The organism is uncultured Gordonia sp. (genome assembly GCF_937858515.1).
Taxonomy (GTDB): Bacteria; Actinomycetota; Actinomycetes; order Mycobacteriales; family Mycobacteriaceae; genus Gordonia.
Genome location: NZ_CALLZT010000160.1, coordinates 15,455 through 31,062, shown reverse-complemented (window position 1 = coordinate 31,062; position 15,608 = coordinate 15,455). Strand labels below are relative to the sequence as shown.

General features: G+C 64.7%; 21 protein-coding genes. 10 read left to right on the top strand and 11 right to left on the bottom strand.

Annotation, left to right across the window (positions count from 1 at the left end):
- Window positions 1–1,045 (top strand): AMP-binding protein (locus tag Q0627_RS15580; RefSeq protein WP_298811277.1); only part of this gene is annotated, 1,045 nt, incomplete at its 5' end.
- A 66-nt stretch (window positions 1,046–1,111) separates the two neighbouring features.
- Here the strand turns inward: Q0627_RS15580 and Q0627_RS15575 are convergent.
- Both Q0627_RS15575 and Q0627_RS15570 read right to left on the bottom strand, forming a co-directional pair.
- Window positions 1,112–2,335: an acyl-CoA dehydrogenase family protein gene (locus tag Q0627_RS15575; protein ID WP_291015333.1), complete on the bottom strand. Its 1,224-nt coding sequence runs from the start codon at window positions 2,333–2,335 to the stop codon at window positions 1,112–1,114.
- Window positions 2,336–2,367: 32 nt separating this feature from the next.
- A complete protein-coding gene (locus Q0627_RS15570; protein WP_291015330.1) occupies window positions 2,368–3,738 on the bottom strand; it encodes an acyl-CoA dehydrogenase family protein in 1,371 nt (456 codons plus the stop codon).
- A gap of 178 nt (window positions 3,739–3,916) precedes the next feature.
- Here Q0627_RS15570 and Q0627_RS15565 point away from each other — a divergent pair, with 178 nt between their 5' ends.
- Window positions 3,917–4,576, top strand: a complete 660-nt coding sequence (locus Q0627_RS15565) for an MBL fold metallo-hydrolase (protein ID WP_291015328.1) — start codon at window positions 3,917–3,919, stop codon at window positions 4,574–4,576.
- A gap of 100 nt (window positions 4,577–4,676) precedes the next feature.
- Here Q0627_RS15565 and Q0627_RS15560 read toward each other — a convergent pair whose 3' ends face one another.
- From Q0627_RS15560 to Q0627_RS15535, 8 genes are all read right to left on the bottom strand, one after another.
- Window positions 4,677–5,072, bottom strand: a complete 396-nt coding sequence (locus Q0627_RS15560; RefSeq protein ID WP_291015325.1) for a hypothetical protein — start codon at window positions 5,070–5,072, stop codon at window positions 4,677–4,679.
- Window positions 4,969–5,460, bottom strand: coding sequence for a serine aminopeptidase domain-containing protein (locus Q0627_RS22525; RefSeq protein ID WP_366852037.1), 492 nt, complete (start codon window positions 5,458–5,460; stop codon window positions 4,969–4,971). Before Q0627_RS22525 ends, Q0627_RS15560 begins: the two co-directional genes overlap by 104 nt.
- A gap of 215 nt (window positions 5,461–5,675) precedes the next feature.
- Window positions 5,676–6,140 (bottom strand): hypothetical protein, encoded by a 465-nt coding sequence (locus Q0627_RS15555; protein WP_291015323.1) that lies wholly within the window; start codon window positions 6,138–6,140, stop codon window positions 5,676–5,678.
- A 429-nt stretch (window positions 6,141–6,569) separates the two neighbouring features.
- Complete coding sequence (locus Q0627_RS15550; protein ID WP_291015321.1) at window positions 6,570–6,713, bottom strand: hypothetical protein; 144 nt, start codon at window positions 6,711–6,713, stop codon at window positions 6,570–6,572.
- A 237-nt stretch (window positions 6,714–6,950) separates the two neighbouring features.
- Window positions 6,951–7,349: a VOC family protein gene (locus Q0627_RS15545; RefSeq protein ID WP_291015318.1), complete on the bottom strand. Its 399-nt coding sequence runs from the start codon at window positions 7,347–7,349 to the stop codon at window positions 6,951–6,953.
- 314 nt (window positions 7,350–7,663) lie between these two features.
- Window positions 7,664–7,846, bottom strand: coding sequence for a DUF559 domain-containing protein (locus Q0627_RS22520; protein WP_324388528.1), 183 nt, complete (start codon window positions 7,844–7,846; stop codon window positions 7,664–7,666).
- Window positions 7,847–7,849: 3 nt separating this feature from the next.
- Window positions 7,850–8,266, bottom strand: coding sequence for a hypothetical protein (locus tag Q0627_RS22515; RefSeq protein WP_324388520.1), 417 nt, complete (start codon window positions 8,264–8,266; stop codon window positions 7,850–7,852).
- A 75-nt stretch (window positions 8,267–8,341) separates the two neighbouring features.
- A complete protein-coding gene (locus Q0627_RS15535) occupies window positions 8,342–8,809 on the bottom strand; it encodes an Lrp/AsnC family transcriptional regulator (RefSeq protein ID WP_291015316.1) in 468 nt (155 codons plus the stop codon).
- A gap of 93 nt (window positions 8,810–8,902) precedes the next feature.
- On the opposite strand from Q0627_RS15535, the gene Q0627_RS15530 reads away from it, so the two are divergent.
- On the top strand, window positions 8,903–9,313 hold the full coding sequence (locus Q0627_RS15530) for a rhodanese-like domain-containing protein (RefSeq protein ID WP_291015314.1): 411 nt from the start codon (window positions 8,903–8,905) through the stop codon (window positions 9,311–9,313).
- A gap of 130 nt (window positions 9,314–9,443) precedes the next feature.
- Here the strand turns inward: Q0627_RS15530 and hisN are convergent, their stop codons facing one another.
- Window positions 9,444–10,253: a histidinol-phosphatase gene (gene hisN / locus Q0627_RS15525; protein WP_291015311.1), complete on the bottom strand. Its 810-nt coding sequence runs from the start codon at window positions 10,251–10,253 to the stop codon at window positions 9,444–9,446.
- A 33-nt stretch (window positions 10,254–10,286) separates the two neighbouring features.
- Here hisN and Q0627_RS15520 point away from each other — a divergent pair, with 33 nt between their 5' ends.
- The 7 genes from Q0627_RS15520 to smpB all read left to right on the top strand — a co-directional run bounded on the left by Q0627_RS15520 (window position 10,287) and on the right by smpB (window position 15,607).
- Window positions 10,287–10,649, top strand: a complete 363-nt coding sequence (locus Q0627_RS15520) for a hypothetical protein (protein WP_298811270.1) — start codon at window positions 10,287–10,289, stop codon at window positions 10,647–10,649.
- 252 nt (window positions 10,650–10,901) lie between these two features.
- Window positions 10,902–12,017, top strand: coding sequence for a peptide chain release factor 2 (gene prfB, locus Q0627_RS15515; protein ID WP_291015353.1), 1,116 nt, complete (start codon window positions 10,902–10,904; stop codon window positions 12,015–12,017).
- Window positions 12,018–12,022: 5 nt separating this feature from the next.
- Entirely contained in the window at window positions 12,023–12,967 is a 945-nt protein-coding gene (locus Q0627_RS15510; protein WP_291015307.1) for a mechanosensitive ion channel family protein, read from the top strand.
- A gap of 3 nt (window positions 12,968–12,970) precedes the next feature.
- Complete coding sequence (locus Q0627_RS15505) at window positions 12,971–13,399, top strand: hypothetical protein (RefSeq protein WP_291015305.1); 429 nt, start codon at window positions 12,971–12,973, stop codon at window positions 13,397–13,399.
- Between the two features lie 57 nt (window positions 13,400–13,456).
- On the top strand, window positions 13,457–14,143 hold the full coding sequence (gene ftsE, locus Q0627_RS15500) for a cell division ATP-binding protein FtsE (protein WP_298811266.1): 687 nt from the start codon (window positions 13,457–13,459) through the stop codon (window positions 14,141–14,143).
- Window positions 14,144–14,206: 63 nt separating this feature from the next.
- A complete protein-coding gene (gene ftsX / locus Q0627_RS15495) occupies window positions 14,207–15,115 on the top strand; it encodes a permease-like cell division protein FtsX (protein ID WP_291015301.1) in 909 nt (302 codons plus the stop codon).
- An 18-nt stretch (window positions 15,116–15,133) separates the two neighbouring features.
- Window positions 15,134–15,607 (top strand): SsrA-binding protein SmpB, encoded by a 474-nt coding sequence (gene smpB / locus Q0627_RS15490; protein ID WP_291015298.1) that lies wholly within the window; start codon window positions 15,134–15,136, stop codon window positions 15,605–15,607.
- The last annotated feature ends 1 nt before the right edge of the window (window position 15,608 follow it).

Sequence of the window (15,608 nt, the reverse complement as noted above, 5' to 3'; positions counted from 1 at the left end):
GGCCTCCGACGTCGGCTGGGTCGTCGGGCACAGCTACATCGTGTACGCGCCGCTGTTGGTGGGCGCCACCACCGTCATGTACGAGGGAAAACCCGTCGGCACCCCCGACGCCGGCGCGTTCTGGCGGATCATCGCCGACCACAAGATCAGCGCGCTGTTCACCGCACCCACCGCCATCCGGGCCATCCGCAAGGCCGACCCGGACGCCAAAGAGCTTGCCAAATACGATGTTTCGTCGATGCACACGCTGTTCGCGGCAGGTGAGCGCCTCGACCCGGACACCTACGAATGGGCCACCGAGGTGCTGGGCGTTCCCGTTGTCGACCACTGGTGGCAGACCGAAACCGGCTGGGCCATCGCTGCCAACCTGCGCGGACTCGAACCGATGCCGCTCAAGGCCGGATCACCCACCGTGCCGGTGCCCGGCTACCAGGTGCAGATCCTCGACGCCGGCGGCAACCAGGTCACCGACGGCAGTGAGGGCAACATCGTCATCAAACTGCCGCTGCCGCCGGGCACCCTCGCCGGACTGTGGCGCGACGACGACCGCTACCGCAGCTCCTACCTGTCGGCGTTCGACGGCTACTACCTCACCGGCGACTCCGGCTTCATCGACGCCGGCGGTTACGTGTTCGTCCTCGGCCGCTCCGACGACGTCATCAACGTCGCCGGACACCGGCTCTCCACCGGCGGCATCGAAGCGGTGGTGGCCTCGCATCCGGCCGTCGCCGAATGCGCTGTCATCGGCATTCACGACGACCTCAAAGGTCAGCGGCCCAGCGGTTACGTGGTGCTCAAATCGGGTGTCGACATCGAACCCGACACCCTGCGTTCGGAATTGGTGAAGATGGTGCGCGACGAGATCGGCGCCGTCGCCACCTTCCGCGACGTGACCGTCGTCGCCGCGCTGCCCAAGACCCGCTCGGGCAAGATCCTGCGCAAGACGATGCGCCAGATCGCCGACAACGAGGAGTACACAGTGCCCTCCACCATCGAGGACCGCGCCGTCCTCGATGCCCTCGCCGAACAACTCGGCGGCAAGTAGCCACACACGAATATGGCCCCGTCCAACCGAATCAGGTTGGACGGGGCCATATTCGTGGTGCTCAGATCACTTGAGTTCGGCGCTGCTCTTACCGAGGACGCGTCGGGCGATGATCAGGTTCTGGATCTGCTGGGTGCCTTCGAAGATGTCGAGGATCTTCGAGTCACGCGCCCACTTCTCGATCAACAGCCGCTCCGAATAGCCCAGCGTGCCGGTCAATTCGACCGTCTTGTTGGTGATATCGGTGACGGTACGCCCGGCCTTCGCCTTGGACATTGACGCCTCGGTGGAGTTGGGCATCTTGTTGTCGGCCATCCAGGTGGCGCGCATCGTCATCAGGTAGGCGGCCTCGAAATCGGCCTCCATCCGGATGAATTCGGCTGCGGCGGCATGCTGGTCGGCGGCCGGACGATCGTAGTCGATCTCCACGCCGGCGTCTTCGAGGATGCCGCGCAGTTCTTCGAGGGCGGCGCGCGCCAGACCGACGGCCATGCCGGCCACCAGCGGGCGGGTGTTGTCGAAGGTCTGCATGACCCCGCCGAAGCCCTTCTTGACATCCACCTCGGGCGAGCCGAGCAGGTTGTCCTTGGGGATGCGGCAGTTCTCGAACCGGATGACCGCGGTATCCGAGGCCTTGATGCCGAGCTTGTGCTCCAGGCGCGCGACCTCCACGCCGGGATGCTCACGCGGGACGACGAACGACTTGATCGCCGCACGGCCCAGACTCTTGTCGACGGTCGCCCACACCACGATGTGGGTGGCCCGCGAACCGGAGGTGACGAAGATCTTCTCGCCGTTGATGACGTACTCGTCGCCGTCGAGGGTTGCGGTGGTGGTGACCGCCGCCGAGTCGGAGCCGAAGCCCGGTTCGGTGATGGCCATCGCGGCCCACACCTTGCCGAAACGCTTGAGCTGCTCGTCGGTGGCCACTGCGGCGATCGCCGAGTTACCCAGACCCTGGTACGGCATCGACAGCATCAGGCCGACGTCGCCCCACGAGGTCTCCATGACGTTGAGCACCGACTGCATGTTGCCGCCGTTGACCACTTCGCCTTCGGCCTTCGGCTTCTTCTTGGCGGCCTGGCTGCGGCCACCGTCGGCGCCGGCGCCGGCCTGACCGGTCTCGGCGAGACCGTCGTAGAGGCTGGCGAGGGTGTCGAGCTCGACGGGGTAGGCGTGCTCGGCCAGGTCGTACTTGCGCGAGACAGGGCGGAAGATCTCCGCGGCGGCCTGATGCGCCTGGTCGATGGTGGTGTGCAGCTTCTTGGGAAGCTCAAGGTTGATGGCCATGAGTGTTCTCTCCTAAACCTTGTGCCGCGCCGTCAGAGGACGACGATGCCCTCGCCGATGCCCGCGCCACGCAGGTCGCGGTACCAGCGCTCCACTGGGTGCTCCTTGGTGAAGCCGTGGCCGCCGAGCAACTGCACGCCGTCGAGGCCGATCTGCAGGCCCTTGTCGATGGTGAGCTTGCGCGAGAGTGCGGCTTCGCGGGCGAACGACAGGCCCTGCTCGGCGCGCGAGGCACCACGCAGGGTGACCAGGCGGATCGCGTCGAGTTCGGTGGCGATGTTGGCGACCATGAAGGCGACGGCCTGGCGGTTGGAGATCGGCTCGCCGAACGCCTCACGCTCGTTGACGTAGGGGATCACGTAGTCCAGGACGGCCTTGCCGGTGCCGGCGGCCAGTGCCGACCAGCCCAGACGCGACAGCCGCACGACGTCACGGTAGGCGGCCAGTGCGGCATCGCCCGGCTCCTCGCCGAGCAGCGCGGACTCGGGCACCGATACGTCCTGCAGCAGCAGGCGGCCCATGCCGGCGGCGCGCACACCCATGCCGGGGTCGGCCTCGACGATCAGGCCCTTGGAGTCGGATTCGACGATGAACAGGGCGGGCTTGCCGTCGAGCTGGGCGCCGACGATGAACAGTTCCGACGATCCGGCGGCCGGTACGAACGACTTCACACCGTTGAGGCGGTAGCCGCTGGGCACCCGGGTGGCCTTGGTCTGCAGTGCGAACGCGTCGAACAGCGGACGCGGCTCGGCAATGACGACGGCCGACTGCGGGACGTCCTCACCGGCGAAGTCGGGCAGGTAGGTCTTCTGCTGGCCCTCGGAGCCGAAGTTGGTGAGGGTGGTGGCCACGCCGCTCGGGGCGAGCAGCGGCAGGGCCAGGCCCATGTCGCCGTACGCCATGGCCTCGGCGACCAGCGCGTTGGTGACGACGCCGCGCTCGGAGGCCGCGCCGTCGAACTCCTCGGGGACGTTGATCATCGTGATACCGAGTTCGGCCGACCGCTTGAGGATCTCCTCGGGGGCGGCGGCGTTGTGGTCGGCGTCGTAGGCGGCCGGGCGCAGGATCTCGGTGGCGAAGTCGGTGACGGTCTCCGCGATCATCTGCTGCTCGTCGTCGGGCGTCAGGTTGAAGTAGTTCTTGGTGGACTTGGCCGGCCGCGATGCCTCGCCCGAGCCGCCCTGGACCTTCTTGAACGCGCGGCCCGCGGCGCCGAGGGACTGGAAGCCGGTCTTGGTGGCCTGGTAGGCGGCGCGGTTGATGGGCTCACGCAGCTGGTACTTCTCGGCGAACTCGGAGCCGGTGACCGTGGAGAGCACGCGCATCGCGGTGCCGATGAAGTTGCGGGGATGCGGGTTCTTTCCGACTGCGGAGGTATCGCGCGGTTCGGCGTGAGTGGTCATGTCCTCAGCTCTTCTTCCTGGGCTCCCCGGACGGGTGTCCTGGGGACGGGGTGGAAACGTTCGCACCGATCTTACTCGGTAGTAAGAACAGACCTTACTACTCGGTAGGGAGGTTGTCACGCATCCGGGTGAACTCGTTCCATCGACGCATTCCATGTGGTGGTGGAACAGTGGAAACATGCAGATCACGCACTTCGGCCACTCGTGCCTACTGGTGGAACTCGACGGCACCCGCATCCTCTTCGACCCGGGCAATTTCTCCCACGGTTTCGACGGCCTCACCGGCCTCGACGCGATCCTGGTAACCCACCAGCACCCCGACCACTGCGACGTCGCACGCCTGCCCGATCTCGTCGCCGCCAACCCCGATGCGGTCCTGTACGCCGACCCGCAGACCACCGCCCAGCTCACCGGCGACAGTGTCGCCGGATCGTGGACCGCCGCTCACGCCGGCGATCAGGTGTCAGTCGGCTCGGTTTCCGTACGCGTGACCGGCGGCCGGCACGCCGTCATCCACCCCGAACTCCCCGTCATCGACAACGTCGCCTACGTCCTCGACACCGCCGACGCCCCGGGCCGCTTCATGCACCCCGGCGACTCGTTCTACATCCCGTTCGAGAAGATCGACGTCCTCGCCCTCCCATCGGCTGCCCCCTGGATGAAGCTCAGCGAATCCGTCGACTACCTGCGCGCCATGGCCCCCCGCGTCGCCGTCCCCATCCACCAGGCGATCCTCTCCGACGCCGGTACCGGCATCCACTACGGCCGTCTGTCCGAGATGAAAGCCGCCGCCACCGACTTCCGCGCCCTGGACAAGGAAGTAGGAACAGACCTGTAAACCTTGCCGACAGTTCCGGTTTGTCCTAAACGGCGTCCAGAATTTTGCGACAGGCACATTCCGGAGCTACCGGCAAGGTTTCGCGGAGCAGACCGGTGTGCTAATTGATCTGCTGATGATAGGAGATGGCCCAACCGTAGTAGACAGGTGCCTGCCGACTGACCGTGAATGCCACCGTACTCCCGAAGCTCGGATAGTCGTTCCGTCGCCCATATGCGGTTGCCACATACTTCTTGCCGGGTTTCAACCCGTACACAACGTAGCCGTACGTCTTTCCGTTGCTGGACTTTCGGGAACTCGGTGTGCGCGTGACGGTCTTGTAGTAGTTCCCCGCCACCCACTCCTTCAGCTCCACGTCTGTCCGAGACCCGACATCAAATCTTGCAACGATTTCAGCCCGGTACTTGGCGAACTCTTGCACATTCTGGTTGATCTGCGTGCATGCGTTCGAGATCTTGACGCACCGCTCGATTGGTATGGGGGCGAACTTCGGCACCGATCCCGCAGATCCTGCGAGTCCAACAGCCAGGCCGAGTGCCAGCAGGACGATCCATCTCGCCGACAGCCAAATACATGGGCAGGTCCGGGGATACGGTGCTCAGTGCGTATGGTCGGGCGAACAGCGCAACCGCGTCGAACAGGTGGCTGTCGGACGGCAGTGCCTGTTGAGTGGCGAACAATCCCATGCTGTGCGCCAGCACACCCAGTTTCAGCCCTGGATGCGTCCGTCGCACCGCACGGGCACACGCGCCGATGGCGGCCACCAGCGCAGGCCAGCCATCGGCGCCGATCTCTGCGCGGCCGGCACCGGGGGTGATATTGGCGCCATGGCCGCGCAGATCGTATCCGTATACGGCAAATCCGGCTCCAGTGAGAATCGGCAATGTGCTGATACCGCATTATGTGCTCGCCCATACCGTGCACAATAACGATCGATGCTCGAGGTGAGCACTTCGGCATCCAGTAGTATGCGTCTCTGTCATCGCGCGTGCTGTCGATAAACCGGACCGGATCAGGATTCATAGCCGTCACGATAAGCTGAACAGAGCACCGAATTCATGAGCTCTGCGTCATGGCAGGCACACGGGGAAGCCCGACCTCACCGCGCCCACGCCGGGTTTGCTTTCAGATGTACATTCATGGTGACTCGGTAATCCCGGAAATTTTTCTCGAACCGGACGTACTTGTTTCCCACGAGGTACGGGACGTATTTGCCGTCCATCAGACCGGCCGCACGGTACCCATCCACATACAGGGTTCTGCCCCAGGGTAGGTTCCGAGCTACGTAGGTGAGGTAGGTCTGCTTTCCGGAATCTCGTTTGCCGACATACTTCGCGGTGATGGCGTAGCGGCCATCCTTGGTCATGGCGACCATTTCTGGTTCGATCGACCGGCTTTTCCCATACGCCACCACAGTGACCACAAGCATGTTTTCCTTGCTCAGGGACTTGCCGGGGTCCGCCGATGCGGTGGTGGCGTTGATGCCCATCACACCCAGGATCATCATCAGGCCGAGTGCTGTGACCATAAGCTTCTTGAACATGGTTGTCTTCTTTCTGTCCACGCGATCATACGAGTCGTCGGTATTGTTTGTGTGGTAGCGATGACGGTATCGGCGGACCTGTTCATGGTCAATGCGATGACATGGGTAGTTCTCCCCAGATAGCTGTGGGGGAGATCTTCGACTTCGGGATTCGGCGCTATGCGCGGTCGGCGTGTACCACCCACCGCTACGCGGCCGATCGTGGCTCGTCAGCGGTCTGCCTCAACCGGACAGTGTGTGGTGGGCCGTGCGCTCAGACGTCGACGGGCCACACGCGGAACGCGGTGGTGTCACTCTGGAACGTCACAGGGACGCCTGTGGCCGGTTCGAATAGGTGCACGTGCTGATCGCTGAGTAGTAGCGGGCGGGCTGACCGCTCGGCCGGACGAAGGCGATCTTTCTTTCTCCCCTTGAAACACTTGTGGTGGTGCGTGATTCGTAAAGGGGGCGTCAGCGGTACCCGGGCGGCGTGATCTTGATGGTCGGTACGGTCAGCTTGGGTTGCCGCACGTGTGAACCGTACGGATCGAGCTTGTTTCGTGGATCGATCACGTAGGGACAGTCGATCTTGGTGATGGTCGCGTACGCCGGCACCACACGCGGAACGCCTTGTGTCGTCTCAGTGTAGGTCCACCGGCAGCTGCCGAATTCGTCCCGCTACGCGGTGGTAGGTCCATTCGGTGTTCGCCACGAGCGCCACACTGTCGGCATCTTCGCCGCGCCACTGGTTCGGAGGCTCGAAGTGCCATAATTTCGCAAGGCTAACAAGACCTTGAGCGCGGTGGTCGAACATTGCGGCCAGTTCCGGAATCCGGAACCGCCGGCAATCTTTCAGGCCGGGGGAGCGAAGAATTCGAGGGCGATGTTGTCGGGGTCGCGGAAGGAGATGCCCGAGCCGTAGTGGGCATGTTTGATGCCGCTGTGGGCGACGCCCAATTCGTCGAGCCGGCTCACCCAGCTGTCGAGCTCGTCGCGGGTGATGGCGAAGCCGACGTGGTCGAGGCCGATGCGGCGTTCGTCGAAGGTCTCCGGCGGCAGCGGGTCGGTGTGGGTGTGCAGCCCGAACAGCATGCCGCCGTCGAGGGCGAACACCGTGTGGTGGATGGTGCCCGACTCCTCATCCTCGTCGAGGACCGGCCGGGCGTCGAAAAGCTTTGCGTACCAGGCTGTGCTGGCCGCCAGATCGGAGACGGTGACGGCGACGTGGCCGAGGCCGGGAAACGTTGGCATGGTGACTCCTCTACTCGGGTACGACGACCGTAGCGAGGCCGACGGATCCGCACGCGGGTTCTGCGCATCGATGACCGATCGGGTAGGTCGTCGGCAACCGCACAGCGAGTCCGGCTGTGGAAGGAAGATCCCGCCGCTCGCCGGATCCGCTGACCTCACCCACCTGTTGACCCGGCAATCGCGGCTGGATTCCGACGCTTGTCGTTGAGATCGGTCCGCGTCGTAAAACTTGCTGACAGTTCCGGTTTGCGACAGGCACAATCCAGAACTGTCGGCAAGGTTTACGCGGCGAGATCACGGCGTATCGCCGTCACTTACGAGGTGACCTGGTGTGGACGTTCGAGCAGGTCGGCCCAGGTGTAGTTGAGGACGGTCCAACCGGCCGCCACCAGCCTATTGCGTCGGGTGCGGTCGTGCTGGAATGCCTTCACATCGCGATGGCAGCCGAAGCCGTCGATCTCCACGGCGAGCTTTTCGGTCGGGAAGGCGAAGTCGATCAGCTATCCGCCCACCGGATGATTGGCCACCCAGCCGGTGATCCGGGCCTTGCGGAACAGTGCCACGACGACCCGCTCGGCCTCCGACCGCGCACCGGATTCGAGCAGCGCGAGGAACCGGGCGACCGCGCCGATCCCGCGTCGCCGTGGGTAGCGTCTGTGGGCCGCCACCAGCTCGGGCAACGTGACGACGCCGGTCAGCAACGCCGAATCGATGACGGCGATGCCGAGGTCGGCGGCCGCGTCGAGCACGGTGAGCGGTCGGGCGGTGACGTTCAGTCCGTCAACAGCGATCACGTCGCACGGGTCCAGCTTCCGGTGACGTACCACGACAGTCGCCGACGACCGCGAGTGCCGGCCCAGCGCCGGCGTATAGATCAGGTGCTTGCGCGGTTCGTGGGAATCAGACGCAGCCGACACCCGATCGGTTCCAAATTCCTCAAACTTTGCTGACAGTTCCGGAAACCAGAACCGACAGCAAGGTTGAGCGAAGGATTACGGGCGTACGTCCGCGACGACGTGTCGTCGGGGGACAGGGCTGGAGTACACGACGCTCGTGGTGATGCGGCCGAGGGTCGCGAGCCGTCCCGTGATGCGTTCCAGGTCGGTCATCGACCTGGCGAGCACTTTGAGGATGAAGCAGTCGTCGCCGGTGACGTGGTGCGCCTCGATCACCTCGGGTGTCGAGGCGATCACATCGTCGAACGGTTTGTAGTTGCCCGATGGATAGGCGAGGCGAACGAACGCGGTAATGGTGAAGCCGAGCTTCTCCGGGTCGACGACGGCGGTGTAGCCGGCGATCACGCCGAGATCGGTGAGACGCCGGATCCGGTCCGCGGTCGCGCTGGGAGACAGCGAGATGGCCCGACCGAGCTCGGCTGTGCTGATGCGGCCGTCCACCTGGAGCCGTTCGATGATCGCTCGATCGGCGGAATCGAACTCCTGGAGGTGATAGTTCGGCACAGCAGCGAATCTACCATTGATTCAACGGTAGATTGTGACTTCTAGCAACCGATGCCACTTCCTCGGTCGGTCGTGGTCCGGTGGGATGAACTCATGATCACTGCTGCCGACTTCTTCGCCGCGAAACTTGCCTATGAGATCGACCCCGCCGACCTCGCCGCACGCAGGCTGGACGGGAACGCCCCCACTGTCATCGACGTCCGGTCGCAACAAGCGTGGGAGCAAGGGCATCTGCCACACGCCGTGCACATCCCGAACCCGGAACTGGTTCGACGGATCAAGCACGAAGTGCCCGATCAGGACACCGACCTCGTCGTCTACTGCTGGGGGCCTGGATGCAATGGCGCCACGAAAGCCGCACTCACGCTTGTGCAGTCGGGCTATTCGCGGGTGCGTGAGCTCATCGGCGGATTCGAATACTGGGCACGGGAGGGGCTGAGCATCGTCGATGCCACGGGAAGGACCCTGCGTTCGCCCGATCCGCTGACAGCGCCCACCGGCTGACGCGGCGACCGCGGCTGGATCCCGATGCATGTCGCCGAAATCGGCCCGCGTCGTAAACCTTGCTGACAGTTCCGGTTTTCCGGAACTACGAGCAAGGTTCAGCGGCGGGTAGCTTGGTGGCCGCGGCTCGTCAGGGCGCGTCGGGGGCCAACGCTGCCAGCACCGCGTCGTGCAGGTGGCCGTTGGTGGCCACGGCATTGCCGCCTGCGGGACCGGGCGTGCCGTCGAGCGCGGTGAACCGGCCGCCGGCCTCGCGGACCAGGATGTCCAGCGGCGCGAGGTCCCACAGGGACACCTCGGGTTCGCAAGCGATGTCGACGGCACCCTCGGCGACGAGGCAGTAGCTGAAGAAGTCGCCGTAGGCGCGGACCCGCCACACATGGTCGGTGAGATCGAAGAACTTCTCGCGCAGCCCGCATTCGGCCCAGCCGGAGATGCTGGAGAACGACAACGACGACGATTCCAGATGCGATACCCCCGATGCGGAGATAGCGTGCGCGGGCTGGTCGTCGAATGCGACGAACGCACCCAGGCCGGATCCGGCCCACCAGCGCCGGCGCAGCGCGGGTGCCGACACCACCCCGACGACGGGCACGCCGTCGACAAGCAGCGCGATGAGGGTCGCCCATACCGGGACCCCGCGCACGAAGTTCTTGGTGCCGTCGATCGGGTCGATCACCCACTGCCGCCCCGTCAGCACCGCGTCGCCGCCGAACTCCTCGCCCAGGATGGTGTCGCCGGGCCGGGTAGCGGCGAGCCGTTCCCGCACGAGCGCCTCGCACGCCAGGTCGGCGTCGGACACCGGGGTGAGGTCCGGTTTGTCGTCGACACGCAGGTCGACGGCACCGAACCGGCGCATCGTCAGCACATCGGCTGATTCGGCCAGGGACAGCGCGAGTTCAAGGTCGTCGGCAATCGTGTACGGATTCTCTGTGGACACGGTGGCCAGCGTAGCGCCGGTAGGCTGGACGGCATGCTCGAGTTGGTCTTCGTCATCGTGCTGGTCGGCGTACTCGCGATGCTGCTCGTGCAGTGGCGGCGAGGGCAGGGAACCGGCGACATGTCTGCGGACAAGGCAGCACAGTTCGTTCAGGGCATGCTCACCGTCACCGGCGTCTCCGACAGGCCCAAGGATGGCGACAAAAACGGCGACAGGTTCTGCACGTTGTCCGGAACCATCACCGGACCCCAGACCGCTCCTACCGAGGTCTACGGCACCATCACCCTCGGCGCTCTCGCGCCGTGGCCGCAATTGGGCACAGACATGCCGGTCATCTATAAGCCAGGCAAAGCCGAAACCACCTGGCGGCTCGGCACCGTCCCGCCGCCGGCATAACGCAAGCCGCCAACCCGTGGCGGAGCACCGCCGCGACCCCACCTACAAACATTGCCGTCAGTTCCGGAAACCGGAACTGTCAGCAAAGTTTGAGAGATATGGAACCGATCGGGTGTCGGCTGCGTCTCACGGTGTACATCTTGGGTGGCAGCGTACGAGTGGCTACCGACAACCCGGCCCGCGTCGGCCGGCGCCTGAGCTCTCGGCGGTCCGATGGAGCAGATCGCGCAGTGGTCGGTAGTCTGGATGATTGTGCATCCCGATGTGACCGTTGATCTCGAATCCCTTGACGCGACCCTCACCACCGTCGAGAAAGTCGTCGACCTGGAGGAACTGCGCCGTCGCATCGATGAGTTGGAGATGCAGGCCTCGGACCCCGAGTTGTGGAACAACCAGGACCACGCGCAGAAGGTGACCAGCGAGCTCTCGCATGCGCAGTCGGAGTTCCGGAAGGTGAGCGAACTCCGGCAGCGGCTCGAGGACATGCCCGTCCTGTATGAGCTCGCCGAGTCCGAGGAAGGGGAGGACCGCACAGCCGCCCTGGCCGACGCCGACGAGGAACGGGTCTCGCTGCGGATCGACATCGAGGCGATGGAGGTCAAGACGATGCTGGCCGGCGAGTACGACCAGCGCGACGCCCTGGTGAACATCCGCTCCGGCGCGGGCGGTGTCGATGCCGCCGACTGGGCGCAGATGCTGATGCGGATGTACATCCGGTGGGCAGAGAAACACAATTACGGCGTTGAGGTGTACGACACGTCGTACGCCGAGGAAGCGGGCATCAAGTCGGCCACATTCACGGTGAAGGCGCCCTACATGTACGGCACGTTGTCGGTGGAGCAGGGCACGCATCGGCTGGTGCGAATCAGCCCGTTCGACAACCAAAGCCGCAGGCAGACGTCGTTCGCGGAGGTCGAGGTGCTGCCCGTGGTGGAGACCACCGACCACATCGACATCGCCGAGACCGACCTGCGCGTGGACGTGTACCGGTCGTCGGGCCCGGGTGGTCAGTCGGTCAATACCACAGATTCCGCGGTCCGCCTCACCCATATACCGACCGGTATCGTGGTGACCTGTCAGAACGAGAAGAGCCAGCTGCAGAACAAGGCGGCCGCAATGCGCGTGCTGCAGGCCAAGCTGCTCGAACGCAAAAGGCAGGAGGAGCGTGCCGAACTCGACGCACTCAAGAGTGACGGCGGATCGAGCTGGGGCAACCAGATGCGGTCATACGTCCTGCACCCGTACCAGATGGTCAAGGACCTGCGGACCAACGTCGAGAACAACAATCCGTCGGCTGTGCTCGACGGTGAGATCGACCCGTTCATCGAGGCCGGCATCCGCTGGCGGATGGCGTCGACCGACGCCTGATCGTCATGTCCGCTGACATCGGCGCGGGTCCGGCGGCGACGCTCGCGGCCCGCCTTCCTTTCGAATCGGCGCTCGGGGACTGGTATCGGTGGCTCGCCACCGACGGCCTGGCGATCGTGCTGTGGATTCTCGGTGTGGCGATCGTGATCAGGTTCATCCGCTGGCTCGGCGAACGCTACGGGAGCCGGTTCGACGCCGAATTCGCCGACAGCGACCTACTGGTCCGCTCCGAACGCTCCAAGCACATGCGTGCGGTGATCCAGGTCATCAGCTGGACGCTGATCGTGATCGTCGCGCTCATCGGCGGGCTGAAGATCCTGGGGATCATCAACGTGCCCATCACCAGCCTGGTCGGACCCAGTGCCGTGATCGGTGCCGCGCTCGGTTTCGGCGCGCAGCGGGTGGTGCAGGACCTGCTGGCCGGGTTCTTCGTCGTCACCGAGAAGCAGTACGGCTTCGGCGACGTCGTCAACCTCGCCGTGACGGGCGGGGCCAACAAGCAGGGCACCGTCGAGGATGTCACGCTGCGGGTGACCAAGTTGCGCACCAGCGACGGCGAGGTGGTGACAGTGCCGAACGGCCAGATCATCACCGCCACCAACCTGTCCAAGGACTGGGCACGGGCTGTCGTCGATGTCCCGATCCCCGGCGAGGCCGATATCGCCCGCGTCGGCGACATCCTCGAACGGGTCGGTGAGGAGTTCTTCGACGACGAGCGCTGGCACAAATACCTGCTCGACGCACCGGCGCCGCTCGGGATCACCGATCTCGAACTCGATTCGCTGACCATCCGGATGGTGGCCAGGACGTTGCCGGGACAGCAGTTCGCGGTCAGCCGGGCATTGCGGAGCCGGATTGTGCGCGCCCTCGCCGACGAGGGCATCACGGTTCGCGAGGTGCCCACGCACACCGCCCCGGCACCGGTCGGCGATTCCGGAGGGGTGGTGTAACCGATGGGCGAGGACGGACCCAAGGTCATCTATCGCACCCGCATCCGGGTGCGCACCGCCGTGCTCGTGGCGGCCTTCCTGGTGCTGCTCGGTGTCTACGACTACACCTCCGAACGCTATCCGGCAGCCGACGATCAGACTGTCCGATCGGTCACCGACAATCGGCACGCGGTTGTGCGGGCCACCGAACCGGAGGACGTGCCGACCGAGACGGAGTCGTCGACACCCGAAAGCAGCAGCACGACGGAAACCACCACCGGCGAGGAGCCGACGGCCGACACCACCGAGGCCACCGGCGAGACCCCGACGAGCACCGGTTCACAACCGAAGCTGACCACCACGACGTTGCCCGGCATCCCGGTGCCGATTCCGCGGATCACGACCCAAGATGGGGAGGACACACCGACGGCGGACCCGTCGTCGGCAGGGTGATATCGCCCGCGCGAGTCTGAGCGTTGTTCTCAGGGGCCGTGGCTACACTGGCTTGCTGTGATCAAGCTGGAGAACGTCTCGATGAAGTACAAGGCGTCGAGTCGGCCCGCCCTGTCGGATCTCGACCTGGAGGTGGACAAAGGTGAGTTCGCCTTCCTCATCGGGCCGTCCGGTTCGGGCAAATCGACGTTTTTCAGGCTGCTCCTGAAGGAGGACAGTCCGACGACCGGCGAGGTGTACGTCGGCGAGTATCACGTCAACCGGCTCAAGGCCCGGATGGTGCCCAAGCTGCGTCAATCGGTGGGCTGCGTGTTCCAGGATTTCCGGTTGCTGCAGCAGAAGTCCGTCGCCGACAATGTGGCGTTCGCGCTCGAGGTGATCGGCAAGCAGCCATCGGTGATCCGCAAGGTGGTGCCGGAGATGCTCGACTACGTCGGCCTCAGCGGTAAGGCGGACCGCATGCCCAACGAGTTGTCCGGCGGCGAGATGCAGCGTGTGGCGATTGCGCGCGCCATCGCCAACCGGCCGCTGGTGCTGCTGGCAGACGAGCCCACCGGAAATCTCGACCCGGAGACCAGCGAGGAGATCGTCGACGTGCTCGACCGGGTGAACCGGCGCGGCACCACGGTGCTCATGGCCACCCACGACAGGCACATCGTCGACGCGATGCGCCGGCGTGTACTCGAATTCGACAGCGGGCACCTGGTCCGTAACGACGAACGCGGCGTGTACGGCATCGGCTGACCGCCCGCCGACGACCCACCACACGGTCGGCCAACGACGGCCGACCCACGACAACGGAGCACGATGCGCGCGAACTTCATCCTCAGCGAGGTCCTCAACGGGCTGCGCCGCAACGTCACGATGACCATCGCGATGATCCTGACCACCGCCATCACGCTGGCGATGTTCGGCGGCGGACTGCTGGTCATCCAGATGGCCGACAAGAGCCAGAAGATCTTCCTCGACCGCGTCGAGATGCAGTTCTTCATGAATCTCGATGTCAGCAAGGCCGATCCGGACTGCAAGAAGGCACCGTGTTCGACGCTGCGCGCGGCGTTGGAAAAGGAAGACGGTGTCTCGACGGTCACCTTCCTCTCTCAGCAGGACGCGTACGAGGCGTCGAAGAAGGCATTCGCCGACAGCCCGGAGATCGCCGAGATGATCGACCCGTCGAGCACGCAGGCGGCGTTGCGGGTGCGGATGAAGGACCCCGACAGATTCGGCGTGGTGCTCGACAAGTACGCCGGGCGCAAGGATCTCGGCGTCGACAGCGTGCTCGACCAGCGTGACCTGGTCCAACGTATCTTCAGCGTGCTCGACGGTGCGCGTAACGCGGCTTTCGCGGTGGCAGTCGTGCTGGCGATTGCGGCAATGCTGTTGATCGTCAACATGATTCAGATCGCCGCATTCACCCGTCGCACCGAAGTGTCGATCATGCGTCTGGTGGGGGCCACCCGCTGGTACACACAATTGCCGTTCCTGCTCGAGGCGGTGGTGGCCGCGCTGGTCGGTTCGTTCCTGGCGATCGGTGGGTTGTTCGGGGCCAAGGCGCTGTTCTTCGACAAGGCTCTCGATGACCTATACGGCGTGAATATCCTTGCCCGCATTACCAATTCGGATGTGCTGGTGGTGGCGCCGTGGCTCATCGCCGGTGGAATTCTGTTGGCCGGAATCACCTCGTATGTCACGCTTCGTGTGTACGTGCGTGAATGAGGAGGTGAGATAAAAACCATGCCCAAGGAGAAGGGTCGCAGTGTGATCGCGACCAATCGCAAGGCGCGGCACAACTATGCCATCCTCGACACCTACGAGGCCGGGATCGCGCTCGTCGGCACCGAGGTGAAGGCGTTGCGCGACGGAAAGGCTTCGCTGGTGGACGCGTTCGCCACCGTCGACGACGGCGAGGTGTGGCTGCGCGGCCTCAACATCGCCGAATACGGCCACGGCTCGTGGACCAACCACGCCCCCCGCCGCAACCGAAAGCTGCTGCTGCATCGGCGCGAGATCGACAATCTGATCGGAAAGATCCGCGACGGCAATCTGACGCTCGTCCCGCTGTCGCTGTATTTCAACGACGGCCGCGTCAAGGTCGAGCTGGCGCTGGCCCGCGGTAAACAGGCCCACGACAAACGTCACGACATCGCCCAACGCACCGCCAGACGGGAAGTGGAGCGAGAAGTCGGCCGGCGCGTCAAAGGTATGTGAG